At 71.1% G+C, this 13,564-nt stretch carries 14 protein-coding genes and 1 other RNA gene; 3 read left to right on the forward strand and 12 right to left on the reverse strand.

The genetic code is table 11. The features are described from left to right. Positions 1-55 precede the first annotated feature (55 nt). Complete coding sequence (gene recR, locus ABJI51_RS08600; RefSeq protein WP_348948975.1) at positions 56-652, reverse strand: recombination mediator RecR; 597 nt, start codon at positions 650-652, stop codon at positions 56-58. 5 nt (positions 653-657) lie between these two features. Further along, entirely contained in the window at positions 658-1,017 is a 360-nt protein-coding gene (locus ABJI51_RS08605) for a YbaB/EbfC family nucleoid-associated protein (RefSeq protein WP_348948977.1), read from the reverse strand. A gap of 78 nt (positions 1,018-1,095) precedes the next feature. Here ABJI51_RS08605 and ABJI51_RS08610 point away from each other — a divergent pair, with 78 nt between their 5' ends. Next, positions 1,096-1,947 carry an N-acetylmuramoyl-L-alanine amidase gene (locus ABJI51_RS08610; RefSeq protein ID WP_348948978.1) on the forward strand — a complete coding sequence of 284 codons (852 nt, stop codon included), beginning with the start codon at positions 1,096-1,098 and terminating at the stop codon, positions 1,945-1,947. Here ABJI51_RS08610 and ABJI51_RS08615 read toward each other — a convergent pair. Further along, on the reverse strand, positions 1,932-2,285 hold the full coding sequence (locus ABJI51_RS08615; protein ID WP_348948980.1) for a winged helix-turn-helix transcriptional regulator: 354 nt from the start codon (positions 2,283-2,285) through the stop codon (positions 1,932-1,934). The two genes, ABJI51_RS08610 and ABJI51_RS08615, sit on opposite strands and share 16 nt — an antisense overlap. 49 nt (positions 2,286-2,334) lie before the next feature. Here ABJI51_RS08615 and ABJI51_RS08620 point away from each other — a divergent pair, with 49 nt between their 5' ends. After that, positions 2,335-2,766, forward strand: a complete 432-nt coding sequence (locus tag ABJI51_RS08620) for a PPOX class F420-dependent oxidoreductase (protein WP_348948982.1) — start codon at positions 2,335-2,337, stop codon at positions 2,764-2,766. A 31-nt stretch (positions 2,767-2,797) separates the two neighbouring features. On the opposite strand, the gene ABJI51_RS08625 is transcribed toward ABJI51_RS08620, so the two are convergent. Further along, positions 2,798-5,059 carry a DNA polymerase III subunit gamma and tau gene (locus ABJI51_RS08625; RefSeq protein ID WP_348948984.1) on the reverse strand — a complete coding sequence of 754 codons (2,262 nt, stop codon included), beginning with the start codon at positions 5,057-5,059 and terminating at the stop codon, positions 2,798-2,800. Here ABJI51_RS08625 and ABJI51_RS08630 point away from each other — a divergent pair. Continuing rightward, on the forward strand, positions 4,994-6,019 hold the full coding sequence (locus tag ABJI51_RS08630) for a spermidine synthase (protein WP_489617902.1): 1,026 nt from the start codon (positions 4,994-4,996) through the stop codon (positions 6,017-6,019). The two genes, ABJI51_RS08625 and ABJI51_RS08630, sit on opposite strands and share 66 nt — an antisense overlap. A gap of 148 nt (positions 6,020-6,167) precedes the next feature. Here the strand turns inward: ABJI51_RS08630 and ffs are convergent. The 8 genes from ffs to ABJI51_RS08670 form a co-directional block, all read right to left on the reverse strand. After that, positions 6,168-6,262: signal recognition particle sRNA small type (gene ffs / locus ABJI51_RS08635), an RNA gene on the reverse strand. Between the two features lie 21 nt (positions 6,263-6,283). Beyond that, a complete protein-coding gene (locus ABJI51_RS08640) occupies positions 6,284-6,883 on the reverse strand; it encodes a GTP-binding protein (RefSeq protein ID WP_348948985.1) in 600 nt (199 codons plus the stop codon). Then, on the reverse strand, positions 6,861-7,208 hold the full coding sequence (locus ABJI51_RS08645) for a DUF742 domain-containing protein (protein ID WP_348948987.1): 348 nt from the start codon (positions 7,206-7,208) through the stop codon (positions 6,861-6,863). The genes ABJI51_RS08640 and ABJI51_RS08645 overlap by 23 nt, the downstream gene beginning before the upstream one ends. An 8-nt stretch (positions 7,209-7,216) precedes the next feature. Beyond that, a complete protein-coding gene (locus ABJI51_RS08650) occupies positions 7,217-7,651 on the reverse strand; it encodes a roadblock/LC7 domain-containing protein (RefSeq protein WP_043776017.1) in 435 nt (144 codons plus the stop codon). Beyond that, positions 7,648-10,389, reverse strand: coding sequence for a sensor histidine kinase (locus ABJI51_RS08655; protein WP_348948988.1), 2,742 nt, complete (start codon positions 10,387-10,389; stop codon positions 7,648-7,650). Before ABJI51_RS08655 ends, ABJI51_RS08650 begins: the two co-directional genes overlap by 4 nt. Before the next feature lie 26 nt (positions 10,390-10,415). After that, positions 10,416-11,204 (reverse strand): ABC transporter ATP-binding protein, encoded by a 789-nt coding sequence (locus ABJI51_RS08660; RefSeq protein WP_348948989.1) that lies wholly within the window; start codon positions 11,202-11,204, stop codon positions 10,416-10,418. Further along, complete coding sequence (locus ABJI51_RS08665) at positions 11,201-12,151, reverse strand: ABC transporter permease (protein ID WP_348948990.1); 951 nt, start codon at positions 12,149-12,151, stop codon at positions 11,201-11,203. Before ABJI51_RS08665 ends, ABJI51_RS08660 begins: the two co-directional genes overlap by 4 nt. Further along, on the reverse strand, positions 12,148-13,161 hold the full coding sequence (locus ABJI51_RS08670) for an ABC transporter substrate-binding protein (RefSeq protein ID WP_348948992.1): 1,014 nt from the start codon (positions 13,159-13,161) through the stop codon (positions 12,148-12,150). Before ABJI51_RS08670 ends, ABJI51_RS08665 begins: the two co-directional genes overlap by 4 nt. Between the last annotated feature and the right edge of the window lie 403 nt (positions 13,162-13,564).

The following is a 13,564-nucleotide window of genomic DNA, read 5'->3' on the forward strand; positions in this document are numbered from 1 at the left end:
GTGACCGGAAAACAACCCCGCAGATTAGCCCGAAAGAGGTATCCGGGAGTGGCGCTCAGAGCGCCCGGCGTCCGGAGAGGGCGCGGCCCAGGGTCAGCTCGTCCGCGAACTCCAGGTCGCCGCCCATCGGGAGGCCCGATGCCAGCCTCGTCACGCTCAGGCCCGGGAAGTCCCTCAGCATGCGGACCAGGTACGTCGCCGTCGCCTCGCCTTCGGTGTTCGGGTCCGTGGCGATGATGATCTCCTTGATGTCCGCCTCGCCGATGCGCTTGAGCAGCTCGCGCATGCGCAGCTGCTCCGGGCCGATGCCCGACAGCGGGTCGAGGGCGCCGCCCAGGACGTGGTAGCGGCCCTTGAACTCGCGGGTGCGCTCGACCGCCAGGACGTCCTTCGGCTCCTCCACCACGCAGATGACCGTCAGGTCGCGGCGCTCGTCGCGGCAGATGCGGCACGTCTGCTGCTCGGAGACGTTGCCGCAAATCTCGCAGAACTGCACGCCCTCCTTGACCTTGCCGAGCACCTCCTGCAGGCGGGCGATGTCGGCCGGGTCGGTGGCCAGCAGGTGGAACGCGATGCGCTGGGCGCTCTTCGGCCCGACCCCCGGCAACCGCCCGAGCTCGTCGATCAGGTCCTGGACGACACCCTCGTACAAGTTCGTCAGCCGCCGAAGCCGAGGCTGCCGAGGTCCGGCATGCCGCCACCGCCGCCGAGGCCGCTGGCCAGGGGGCCGAGCTTCTGCTCGGTGAGCTTCTGCGCGTTCGCCGACGCGTCGCGGACCGCCGCGACGACCAGGTCGGACAGCGTCTCCACGTCGTCGGGGTCGACGACCTTCGGGTCGATCTGCAGGCTCTTCAGCTGGCTGTCCCCGGAGACGGTCGCGGTGACCAGCCCGCCGCCCGCCGTGCCGGTGACCTCGGTGTTGGCGAGCTCCTCCTGGGCCTCCACCAGCTTCTGCTGCATCTGCTGCGCCTGCTGCATCAGCTGGGAAAGGTCGAAGCCGCCGCCTGGTTGCGCCATGATCGCACTCGGTCCTCTCTGCACGCCTGTGTCCCCACCAGGGTAGTCGCGCCCCGCGTGGTGGCGGGCTGTGGCACCGTGGTCGCCGTGCGACGCGCGACTGTCCCCCTGCTGCTGGCCGGGGCCCTGCTGCTCAGCGGCTGCGAAGAAGAGTCACCGGCGGCCGCGCCCGGCACCACGCGGGCGGCCACCTCGACGTCTTCCCCGACGTCTTCCCCGCCGTCGACGCCGTCCGCGGTGACGCCGACGTCCGCCCCGCCGACGTCCACGCCGACGCCTGCCGGGAAGGTCGTCGTGCTCGATCCCGGGCACAACGGCGGGAACGGCGCGCACCCGGCGGAGATCAACCGGCCGGTGCCCGCCGGGCGCGGGCAGACCAAGCCGTGCAACACCACCGGCACCTCGACCGACGGCGGCTACCCCGAGCACGCCTTCACGTTCGACGTCGCCCAGCGCGTCGGGGAAGCGTTGGCCGCCAAGGGAATCCGCGTTGTCTACACGCGACAGAACGACACCGGCGTCGGCCCCTGCGTCGACCGCCGGGCGGCGATCGGCAACGAAGCCGACGCCGACGCGGTCGTCTCGATCCACGCCGACGGCTCGGAAGCGGCCGGGGCCACCGGCTTCCACGTCGCGTACTCGGCGCCGCCGTTGAACGCCGCGCAGGGCGCGCCGTCGCTGCGGCTGGCGCAGACGCTGCGGGACACCATGCGCACGAACGGCTTCAGCGCGGCGAACTACATCGGCAGCAACGGCCTGTCGCCGCGGTCGGACCTGGCCGGGCTCAACCTGTCGACGCGCCCGGCGGCCCTGGTCGAGTGCGGGAACATGCGCAACGCGGCCGAGGCGGCCCGCATGACGAGCGCGGCCGGGCGGCAGCAGTTCGCCGCCGCCATCGCGGCCGCGATCGAGGCCTACCTCGCTTCTTGAGCTTCGAGGACGGCTTCGCCGTGCCGCGTCGCCCACTGCGTGAGGACGCCGATCGGCTCGACGAGCGTCTGGCCCAGCTCGGTCAGCGAGTACTCGACCCGCGGCGGCGCTTCGGCGTACGCGTGCCGCTCGACGAGCCCGTAGCCCTGGAGCTTGCGGAGGGTCTGCGTGAGGACCTTGCGGGAGATGCCGCCGATGAGGGCGGCCAGCTCGCCGTGCCGGCGCGGGCCGCGGCTGAGCGCGAACACCACGACGACGGCCCACTTGTCGGCGATGATCTCGATCGCCAGGCGGGCCGGGCAGTCGGCGAGGAAGACGTCGCCGGAGAAGTCACCCATGGAAACCAAGGTACCGAGCGGTACCTTTCGGATTCCTAGGCTCGGGAGCATGAAACTTCCCGAAAGCTGTCACCGCCTGTTCGAGCGGCCGTTCGACGCCGTGCTGACGACGATCAACCCCGACGGCTCCCCGCAGACCTCGCTGGTCTGGGCCAGCCGGGAGGGCGACGAGATCGTCATGGGCATGGAGGGCAGCCGCCCCAAGGTGCGCAACATCCGGCGCGACCCACGCGTCACGGTGCTGATCGAGGACCACGACGAGCGCAACGCGCTGGGGCTGCCGCAGTATCTGCTGGTCCGGGGCACGGCCCGGGTGACAGGGCCGGACATCCCCGGCGAGTTCACCGCGCTGATGGACCGCCAGGCCCGGCGATACCTGGGCGCCGAGCGGTACGAGCTGGGCAACCAGGGTTCCCGGACGGCCGTCATCGTGCGGATCACGGCCGACCGGGTCACCGGCATCGGCCCCTGGGCGTCCTGAGGGTCCGTACGGGCGCCCGATGTGCTCTTCGTCAGTCCAGGGGGCGGGCGCCGAGGTGCTCGGAGAGGAGCTTGCGGGCCACCTCGTCCGGGTCCTGCTCCGGCGGGGGCGGAGGTGGCGGCGGGGCCGGGCTGGCGTCCTCGTTGTAGAGGTCCTCGTCGTCCTCGTCGGCCGGTTCCGGGGGCAGCGGGATGTCCGGCTCGGTCGTCGTGACCTTGGGCCGCGACGGCGCAGGCGGGGCCGCCGGTCGCGCGGGCTCGGCGGGGGCGGCCGCCGACTGGCGCGTGAACGACCGCTCCGGCGCGGGCGCCGCCTGCGGGGGACGGGCCGCGGGGGCCGCCGCCGGGGCGTTGCCGTGGACGCAGCGGACCTGCCAGTCGCCGCCCAGGACGTCGGACAGCGCGCCGGCGATCTTGCGGGCGTTGTCCTGGTCGGAGAGGCGGCGGGCCAGTGGCTCGGACTTGTGGGTGAGCGTGACGGCGTTGCCCTCGACGCTCGCCACCGCGGCCTGGGTCAGCATCGCCTCGAGGCTGCGGCCGCCGGTGAACTTGCGCAGCGCGGTCATCAGCTGTGGCCAGACGTTGCGGATCGCGGCCGCGTCCATGCCGCCCGAAGGAGCGGCTTCCGGCGCGGGGGCCGGTGTGGCGGCGGGGGTGGGGGTGCCGCCGCCCGGCGTGCGGACCGCGCCCCAGCCACCGTCGGACGGCTGGGCTGCGGCCGGAGCCGGTGTGGCAGCGGGGACGGGCGTGCCGCCGCCCGGGGTGCGGACCGCGCCCCAGCCACCGTCGGACGGCTGGGCTGCGGCCGCAGCCGGAGCCGGTGGGGCAGCCGGAGCGGGCGTGCCGCCACCCGGGGTGCGTGGCGTTCCCCAGCCACCGTCAGCCGACTGAGCCGCAGCCGGAGCAGGCGTGCCGCCACCCGGCGTCCGCGGCGTCCCCCAACCACCGTCGGCGGGCGCGGCGCCGTCGTCCGCGGGCTTTGCCGGTGCCGGTTCGGCCACGCGACCGGGCGGCTTGACCGGCTCGGGCAGCGGGGCCGGGCCCGCCGAGGCCGCGCGCTGGGACGGCCGGGAGAACTCCCGCTCCGGCGTCGCCCGGACCGGGGGTTCCACGCCGCCTTCAGCCGGGGCGGAAGGGGCCGTCGCGCGGCGCTCCAGCCGCTCGATGCGGGCCAGCAGGGCCTTCTCCGCGTCGGTCACCGAGGGCAGCAGCATCCGCGCGCACAGCAGCTCGAGCACGAGCCGGGGCGAGGTGGCGCCGCGCATCTCCAGGAGTCCATTGTGGACGATGTCGGCGTAGCGCGACAGCGTGGCGAGGCCGATCCGCTCGGCCTGCGCGACCATCCGCGACAGCTCCTCCTCCGGCGCGGACACCAGGCCGCCCGCGGACTCCGGCACCGCGCGCAGCAGCACCAGGTCGCGCAGCCGGTCGAGCAGGTCGGTGGCGAACCGGCGCGGGTCGTGGCCCGCCTCGGTCAGCTTCTCGACCGTGCCGAACACCGTGGCGGCGTCCTCGGTCGACAGCGCGTCCACCATGTCGTCGATCAGCGCGACGTCGGTGACGCCCAGCAGCGAGACCGCCCGCGAGTACGAGACGCCGTCCGGCCCGGCGCCGGCCAGCAGCTGGTCGAGCACCGACTGCGTGTCGCGCGCCGACCCGCCGCCCGCGCGGATGACCAGCGGGTACACCGCGGGCTCGACCTGGACGCCCTCCGCCGCGACGTTGCGTTCCAGCAGCTCCCGCATCGAGCTCGGCGGGATCAGCCGGAAGGGGTAGTGGTGCGTGCGCGAGCGGATGGTGGTGAGCACCTTGTCCGGCTCGGTGGTCGCGAAGATGAAGATGACGTGTTCCGGCGGCTCTTCCACGATCTTCAGCAGGGCGTTGAAGCCCTGCGTGGTGACCATGTGCGCCTCGTCGATGATGAACACCCGGTAGCGCGACTCCGCAGGCGCGTAGAACGCCTTGTCCCGCAGCTCACGGGCGTCGTCGACACCACCGTGGCTGGCCGCGTCGAGTTCCGTGACGTCGACGCTGCCCGGCCCCTCGGGGGCGAGCGCGCGGCACGAGTTGCACTCGCCGCACGGGTCCGGCGTCGGTCCTTTGGCGCAGTTCAGCGAGCGCGCCATGATGCGCGCGCTGGACGTCTTGCCACAGCCACGCGGCCCCGAGAACAGGTAGGCGTGGTTGATCCGCCCGGCGGCCAGCGCCGTGCGGAGAGGTTCGGTCACATGCTCCTGACCGATGACCTCGGCGAAGGTCGCCGGACGGTACTTGCGGTACAGCGCGAGAGCCACCTCGCGAGGGTACCGGGCACCACCGACAACCTTCGCCCTGCGGTCAGGGCGAAGGTGGCCGGGCTTGTCGCCAGGGTGGCCGGAACGTTTCCGATAGCCTCGGACACCGTGAGCCGCACACGAAAGCCCGGCCCGCTCCCCGGCCGCCACCCGGTGCGCTTCGGAACGGCCGAGCTGCGCAGAGACGACGACCGCAGCAACGCCTGGCTACTGTCAGTGGACGGCGTAGCGCAGTCATACGTCGACCTCGACAACCCAACCCACCTGGAGTTCGACTACATCCGCCGATTCGGCGACGTGATAGACCACCTACCGCAGGGCCCGCTGGAAGCCCTCCACATCGGCGGAGCAGCCTGCACGCTACCCAGGTACATCGCAGCAACAAGGCCAGGCTCACGCCAGCTGGTCTTCGACGCGGACGCAGAGCTGGTAGACCTGGTCCGCACCCACCTGGGCCTGAAGATCCCAGGCCTCCGCGTCCGCATCACAGACGGCCGCACGGGCCTGGCAACACGCCACGAAAACTCGGCAGACCTCCTGGTGATCGACGCATTCGAGAGAGCAACCCTGGCAGCAACCCTGGCAACCCTCGAAGCAACCCGAGCAGCGGCAAAAATCCTCCGCCCCCAAGGCACCTACCTGGCCAACATCACAGACGGCGCAGGCCTCCCTTTCGCCCGCCGTTTCCTAGCCACGCTCCACGAAGCATTCCCCCACGTCCTCCTCCTGGCAGACCCAGCAGTCCTCCGAGGCCGCCGCTTCGGAAACCTGGTATTCGCAGCCTCCCCAACCCCCCTCCCAACAGCCAAAATAGCAACCCGAACAGCCTCAGCCCCATTCCCGGCAAGATGCATCCACGGCCCCGACCTCCAAAAACTGGCAGCCAAAGCCCACCCCCTAACAGACACAGACACACCCCACCCCCCAACCCCACCCAAAGACATCCTGGGCCTGTTCTGACACACACCCCAAGCCACGGAAGAGGCCACGGCAGACCCCCCAGGCCGCGACGAAGGCACCGTGGGGGTCCGGGGGGCTCGGCCCCCCGGGCAAAAGGACGAAGTGAAGGCCCGGCGAAGGGGCGAAGCCCCGAGAGCCGGAGCCGAAACGAAGGGGACCCCGCGCACCCGCCAGAGCCTGCTTATCCTTGCTGCCTTCCGGCCCTGGGGAGGTTCACAGGGTGGACGCCGCGCGGGGTCCGTGGATCAGTGTAGCGAAGGGTGCTCAAGCGCCTGCGCCCGCCTGGGCTCTGGCCTTCTTGAACGTGTTGTGCAGGACTGCCAGCAGTGCGTCGCGTACCGAGAGTTTCTGCCGGGCGTCGAACGTGATCAGGGGGACGTCGTCGCTCACCGCGAGTGCCCAGCGGACGTCGTCGAGGTTGTGGCCGAGTGCTCCGTCGAACATGTTGACCGCCACCACGAAGGGGAGGCCCGCGTTCTCGAAGTAGTCGACTGCCGGGTAGCAGTCGTCCATGCGGCGGGTGTCGACGATCACCAGTGCGCCGAGTGCGCCGTGGACGAGGTCCTGCCACATGAAGCCGAAGCGGTCCTGGCCGGGGGTGCCGAACAGGTACAGCTTGACTTCTTCGTCGATCGTGATGCAGCCGAAGTCGAGGGCGACGGTGGTCGTGGTCTTGGCCGGGACGTGGCCGGTGCGGTCGACCGAGGCCGCCACCGATGTGATGGCCGCCTCGGTGGTCAGGGGCTTGATCTCGGAGATGGACGACACCGCTGTCGTCTTGCCGACGCCGAAGCCGCCCGCGATGACGATCTTGACCGGGGCCGGCGGCCGGGCGCCCGGTTCAGTGTATGGCTTCGAGTCCACGAATGACCCTTTCGATCATGCCGAGGTCGTGCTTGTTGTGGTTGCCCGGCCGCCGGACGACGACGTAGCCCAGTTCGGCGAGGTCGGCCACCAGTACCCTGGCGACGCCGATGTGGAGGCCGAGCATGGCGGCCACCTCGGCGACCGACATCGTGTTGCGGCAGAGGGAAACGATTTCCTGGCGTTCGAACGTGAGCTTCGGGTGCGACGCCGCACCGAGGCGGGATGTCATGACCTGTGCCTCGATCTCGAGGCTCTGGTCGACCGGCTGGGCCCGTCCCGAGGTCATCAGGTACGGCCGCAGCAGCGAAGGTTCCTCGGTCATCGCTTCCCCTAACTGCCGACGGTGTTCTTCAGCTCCTCGATCAGGCCCGGTGTCAGCACCTCGGTGGCGCGGTTGGCGAACATCGCCATCTCGTAGGCGATGGTGCCGAGGCTGGCCTGCTTGTTCGCCAGGACGCCGAGCGAGCAGCCGATGCTGATGGTGCAGACCAGCAGGTAGCCGTGCTCGAGCTCGATGATCACCTTGTCGGGTGAGCCGAGCGGGTGGCTTTCGGAGACGCCGTGTGCGAGGCCGAGCATGGCGGAGGAGATCGCGGCGAGGCGGTCGGCGTTGGAGCGTTCGAGCTCCGACGACATCGCGATCAGCAGGCCGTCGGCCGAGACCGCGATGGCGGCTATCGCGCCCGCGGTGTGCTGCGCGAAGCGGCTCACCAGCCAGTTGAAGTTCTGGGCTTCGACACTGACGCCAGGTGCGGGGATGCTCATTTCCTGCTCTCTTCTCCTCGTTCCATCACACGACCGGCGACCACGCCTTGCGGCGGGCTGTCTGCCGTCACCACGTCCGCCTTGGCGAGGCCTGCGGCGAACGCGTCGAACGCCGCCCGCTCGGCCGCCGGGTCCCGCTTGGCGCGGGTGACGGCGGCGCGGGCGAGCGGCCGCCCGGCGGGCTGCTGGCGCAGGCCGGGGGCGAGCTGGGCGCCGGGGACGCGGCGGACCAGGCCGTCCCGCGACTGCGGGGCGGCGGTGATCGGGGCCGGGGCCGACGGCGGCACGTCCAGGGCGGGGACGCGGACCGGGAGGGACGGGCTCACGGGTTCGGTGACGACGGTGGGCGGCGCGGACGGCGGGTCGGTCGTCATCGCGCTGACCTCGGCGGCCTTCGCGAAAGCGCTCGCGAAGCCGTCCATGGCGGCCTTCGTCGCGTCGGGGTCGTGACGTGGTTTGCCGTCGTCGACGGGCGTCGAGGTTCCCGTGGTGGGCAGCTGGGCGCCGCGGACCCGGCGGCGCAGCCCGCCGCGGGTTTCGGCCTCGGCCTCGGGCTCTTCGGCGGGCCCGACGTCGGGTTCGGCGTCCGGCCAGACCGGTTCCAGCTCGCGGAACCAGCGGAAGCCGTTGCCGTTGCCGGTGCTCAGCAGCGCCGGGATCGCCGGCGGCGGGAGCTCGACGGGCCGCTCGGCGGCAGGCGGCCGGAAATCCTCCACAGTGGACCGGACTTCTTCCACAGTGGACGACGCGGGAGCGGCGTGGCGCGGGGCCGTGGCGGGCGCCGGGATCACCGGCGCTGCTTCGGGTTTCTTCGGGGCCTGACCGGTGCGGTGGGTGAACAGCGACGGCGGGATGGTCAGCCGCGCGGTCACACCGCCGGTCGTCGGCGTCGCGAGCAGTTCGACGCCGAGGTCGTGCCGCCGGGCCAGGCGGCCGACCACGAACAGGCCGAGCACGCTGGTCGGCGCGAGTTCGAGACGTTCGCGTTCGACGAGCCGCTTGTTCTCCTCGGCCAGCTTCTCCGCGGTCATGCCGATGCCGTGGTCGACGATGCTGACCAGGCAGGCGCCGTCGGCGAGCAGCATCGTGTCCACTTCGACCATCGACCCCGGCGGCGAGAACGACGTCGCGTTCTCCAGCAGCTCGGCGAACACGAGCACCAGGTCGGCGCCCAATGCCGAGGACAGCAGGATCTCGGCGACGACGCCGAGCTTGACCCGCTGGTAGTCCTCGATTTCGGCGAGTGCCGAGCGCAGGGCCGTTGCCAGCTCGATCGGGCCCGCGATGCGGGTCTCGTCGCGGGTGCCGGACACCACGAGCAGGTTGTCGGCGTTGCGGCGCAGGCGGGTGGAGAGGTGGTCGAGCCGGTAGAGGCTGGCCAGCAGCCGGGTGTCCTGCTCGTTGCGCTCGACCTCGTCGATCAGCGCGAGCTGGCGGCCGACGAGGTTCTGCGTGCGCTTCGCGACGTTCGCGAACATCAGGCTGGTGTTGCGCCGGGTCAGCGCCTGGCGTTCGACCAGCTCGGCCGCGGTGGTCTGGACCCGGTTGAACGCGGCGGCGAGCTTGCCGAGCTCGTCGTCGGAGACGACGTCGATGGTGGCCAGCCGCGGGATCTGTTCCTCGGCTTCCTCGGTGTCGGTCACGCGGACGAGCTCGGTGCCCGCGAGGTCGGCGACCGACGTCGCCGCGGTGGTCAGCTGGCGCAGCGGGCCGGCGATCGAGCGGGACACCGCGACGGCGAGGAAGGCGACGAGCAGGAACAGCCCGCCCGCGCCGAGGCCGACCGTCCAGGCCAGCCGGGTCGCACTGTCGGCACGCCCGGTCGCGGAGTCGGCGATCTCGCTGATCGCCCGTTCCTGGACGAGTTTCCGTTGTCCCGCATGGGTGTCCGCCGCCGAAAGCACGTCGGCGACGTACTGCGTGGTGCCCGCCGCGTCGCGGGGGCTGCCGACCTGGGCGGCGAGGTCGTCGACGCGCCGCCCGGCCTCGCTCTGCTCGACCCGGACGACCAGCGCGGCCCGCTGGTCGTCGTCACCGTCGTCGCCCTGCCGGACGAACCGGTCGATGAAGATCGGCGCCTGCTGGGTCGCGTCGTCCAGGATGGGCCGTCCGGCGTCGGGCGACACCGCGGTCACGATGAGGGCCATGGCGCGCAGCGAGTTCTCCTCGTTCGCGCGCAGCAGCGCGTCCAGCGCCGTCAGCTCCCGTGCGCCCTCGGCGTCGCTGGTGAGCTGCGGGACCAGGCCGAGCGAGTCGATCACCGCGTCGATCACGGCGTTGTAGGTACGGGCCACGCTGTCGAGGGCGACACCGCGGCGGGCGGCGTTCTCCCGCAGCTCGCGGAGCGAGCCGATCCGGGTCAGTGCCGCGGAAAGCTCGTCGGGGGCGTCGGAGCCGAGCGCGTTGCGGACGTCTTCGACCGCCGCGTCGACGACCTTGCGCTGCTGGAGCATCTGGTCCGGGCTCGCCGACGGCGTCGCCACGAACGCGGCGGTCAGCAGCCGCTCGCGCTGCAGCTGCCACATCAGCCCGCCGAGCTGCTGGGCGTGCCGGGCGACGGTCGCCGACTGCGTGGCCGCGCCGGCGCTGTTCGCCTGCGTGAGCACGAACGGCACCGACACCAGCACCACCGCGGCCAGCGGGGGCAGCAGCAGCAGGTTCAGCTTGCCGCGAATGCCGAGCCGGGCGAGGAAACCCCCGCCGCCTGCCCGTTTGGCGGCCGACCTGCCGTGTCTCATCCCGCCACCTTCCCGTCTTGGCGTTCTCACTCGGCCGCGGCCACCCGGCTGACGTGCCCGCGGTGCTGCTCCCGGACCAGGTCCTCGATCCGGGCACGCAGCGCGAGGAACTCCGGTGTGCGCTTCACCGCCAGGTCCCGTTCGGCGGGCAGCGTCACCTCGACGTCGGCGGCGATCCGGCCGGGGTCGGAGGCGAGCACCACCACGCGGCCGCCGAGGAACACCGCTTCTTCGACGTCGTGGGTGACCATCAGCACCGTGGTGCCGGTGTCGGCCCACACCTGCCGGATGAGCACCTGCATGTCCTCTTTGGTCTGGACGTCCAGCGCGCCGAAGGGTTCGTCCAGCAGCAGGACTTCCGGCTCGCACGCCAGTGCCCGCGCGATCGCGACGCGCTGCTTCTGGCCACCGGAAAGCTGTTTCGGCAGCGACCGGCGCACGGTGTCGAGCCCGGTTTCGGCGAGGTACCAGTCCACGCGCCGGGCGCGCTCGGCCGCGTCGATCGGCAGCAGCTCGAGTCCGAACGCGACGTTCTTCTCGACGCTGCGCCACGGGTAGAGCGCGCCGTGCTGGAAGACCAGCCCGCGGTCCGGCCCGGGACCGGTGACCGGGACGCCGTCGAGCACGATCTCGCCCTCGGTCGGCGCGCTGAGCCCGGCGACCAGCGACAGCAGCGTCGACTTGCCCGAGCCGCTCGCGCCGACGACGCAGACGAACTCGCCGCGCAGCACTTCGAGGTCGACGCCGTCGAGGGCGCGGGTGACCTTGCCGCGGACGGTGTAGTCCTTGGCGACGTTCCGCAGTTCCAGCGTCATGCCGACCACTTCCCCACCCGCGTGCGCAGCAGGCGCAGCAGGACGTCGATGGCGAGCCCGGCGAGCCCGATCACCACGAGCACCGCGAAGATCCGGTCCGTCTGGGTGAACCGCTGCGCACGGATGATCCGGTAACCGAGCCCGGCATCGGAGTTGATCAGCTCGGCGACCACGACGAAGTTCCACGCCGCGGCGGCGTTGACCCGGATCGCGTCGAGAATGCCCGGAAGCGAATGGGGCACCACGATCTTGCCGAGCACCTCACCACGCCGGGCCCCGAGCGTGTACGACACGTCGATGAGCGAGCGCGGCACGCCACGCACGACGTCGGCGACCATCAAGGTGTTGAAGAACACCGTGCCGATGAACAGCAGCGCGATCTTGGACGGCTCCCCGAGGCCGAGCCAGATCATCAGCAGCGGGATGAACGCGCTGGCAGGCAGGTAGCGCAGCAACCCGATCACCGGCTCGAAGAGCGCCTGCCCGGCGGCGAAGGTGCCCATCAGGATGCCGAGCGGCGTCGAAACCAGCACGGCGAGGCCGAAGCCTTCGAGTACCCGCAGGGTCGTGGCCCAGAGGTCGCCGAACAGCTCGCCGGTGCCCACCATGTCGATCCCGGCCTTGAGGACCGCGGCCGGGGACGGCATGAACGTCGAGTCGACGGCACCCGTGGCACTCAACACGAACCACGCGACGAACGGGATCGCGAACGAGAGCACCCCGAGTGTCCAGCGGGCCGTCGAAGGAATCGGCGTCCGCAGGGAGAACAGCGGCGACGCGGACGGCTTCAGCCCGGCCCGGCGGGGCAGCGGCGACCAGTCCGGCCGCCCGCCTGCCCGCCCGGCCTCCTGCTGTTCGGCCAGCCGCTGCTCGGCCTCCAGTGCCTCGGCCGCCTGTTCGTCGGCCGGGACCGCCGCCGGGGTGGTGCGCTGGGTCGGACCGGTCACTGCGGTGCGGCCTTCACGAACTGGTCCTCGAACAGCCCGTCGAGCGACGGCCGCTGCTGGGCGAGCCCGGTGCCGGTGATGAAGTCGACGATCTTGTTCGCCTGGAAGTCCAGGTGCTGCGGGGTGACGCCGGGAGTGAACGCGTCGATGTTCTGCTGGCGGGTGAAGATCGTGGTGCCCGCGTCGTAGGACTTGTAGTCCGCTTCGGACACTCCGCCGCGCTTGGCCATGATCTTCACGGCCGCGTCCTTGTTGTTCTTGATCCAGGTCAGCGTCTCGAACCAGGTGTTGACCAGCGCCTGGACGTCCTTCGGGCGCTCCTTGACCAGCTTCTGCGACGTGACCAGGTGGTCCGGGATGGCGCCGGGGAACTCCGCCGAGGTGGAGATCGCGCGGCTGCCGGGGCGCTCCAGCGCGGTCGAGGTGAACGGCGCGAACGCGGCGACCGCGTCGACCTGGCCGCCCTTGAACGCGGCGGCCGCAGCGTCGGTCGGCAGGTTGACCAGCTGGATGTCCTTTTCGGTCAGTTTCGCCGCCTGCAGCGCCAGCAGCAGCAGGTAGTGGTCGACCGCGCCCTGCTCGACGGCGACCTTCTTGCCCTTGAGGTCGGCGACGCTGGTGATCCCGTCCCGCGCGATGATCTTGTCGTTGCCGGTGGAGTTGTCGTTCACCAGCACGATCGACAGCTTGGCGCCGCCGGAGACCGACGACAGCGTGTCGTTGAGGGTCTGGCTGTTGGCGTCGATGGCGCCGCTGGAAAGGGCGTTGATGCTGTCGGTGTAGTTGTCGAAGTACTTGAGGTCGACGTTCACGCCGTTCTTCGCGAACAGCCCCTGTTCCTGCGCCACCTGCCAGGGGAACCAGCCCGGCCACGCGCTGAACCCGAGGGTGATCTTGCTGCCGCCGCCCGAGGCGGTGCTGTCGCTGCATCCGGAGAGCGCGGTGACCCCGGCGAGGGTCAGCAAGGTCAGGAGCACCGTCAGCAGGCGGGGGCGGGAACGGGAAATCACAACGAACTCCAGGATGCGGGGGAAGTGGAGTAGTGCGGTACCAAAGGGGGAATTACGGCGCTCGGGGTTACGGGTCGTGACGGCGAAGAGGTGGGTCGGGCGAAGCGGCGTCACCGCGCACGGTCATCGCTGCTCTCTTCCGGCCGCACCTGATCGGGTCATGGCGAGAGAACGCGGACAGGGAGCACCTACACACAGTGAAGATCCAGCACTCTCCGCACTGGATCAGCCACCCCTTGTCCCTCTCCCGGCGGTGAGCCTAGCGACTAGCACAAGATCCCCACAACGGCAGTCCACTACATCCGAACGAGTGACCCGCAAGGGGTGCAACCAGCGCCATCAAGGCGCCTCAAGATCAACTTGAAGCGTTTTTCTGTCGGCCGCCCGGCCAACTTGATCGACT

The sequence above is a fragment of the Amycolatopsis melonis genome (genome assembly GCF_040064235.1).
Lineage (GTDB): Bacteria > Actinomycetota > Actinomycetes > Mycobacteriales > Pseudonocardiaceae > Amycolatopsis > Amycolatopsis melonis.

What these genes read in the sequence shown, in the direction of transcription:
- ABJI51_RS08605 (WP_348948977.1), bottom strand. Translation starts at nt 1,017, where the DNA reads ATGGCGCAACCAGGCGGCGGCTTCGACCTTTCCCAGCTGATGCAGCAG.
- ABJI51_RS08615 (WP_348948980.1), bottom strand. Translation starts at nt 2,285, where the DNA reads ATGGGTGACTTCTCCGGCGACGTCTTCCTCGCCGACTGCCCGGCCCGC.
- ABJI51_RS08620 (WP_348948982.1), top strand. Translation starts at nt 2,335, where the DNA reads ATGAAACTTCCCGAAAGCTGTCACCGCCTGTTCGAGCGGCCGTTCGAC.
- ABJI51_RS08630 (WP_489617902.1), top strand. Translation starts at nt 4,994, where the DNA reads ATGCTCCTGACCGATGACCTCGGCGAAGGTCGCCGGACGGTACTTGCG.
- ABJI51_RS08645 (WP_348948987.1), bottom strand. Translation starts at nt 7,208, where the DNA reads ATGACCGAGGAACCTTCGCTGCTGCGGCCGTACCTGATGACCTCGGGA.
- ABJI51_RS08650 (WP_043776017.1), bottom strand. Translation starts at nt 7,651, where the DNA reads ATGAGCATCCCCGCACCTGGCGTCAGTGTCGAAGCCCAGAACTTCAAC.
- ABJI51_RS08655 (WP_348948988.1), bottom strand. Translation starts at nt 10,389, where the DNA reads ATGAGACACGGCAGGTCGGCCGCCAAACGGGCAGGCGGCGGGGGTTTC.
- ABJI51_RS08660 (WP_348948989.1), bottom strand. Translation starts at nt 11,204, where the DNA reads ATGACGCTGGAACTGCGGAACGTCGCCAAGGACTACACCGTCCGCGGC.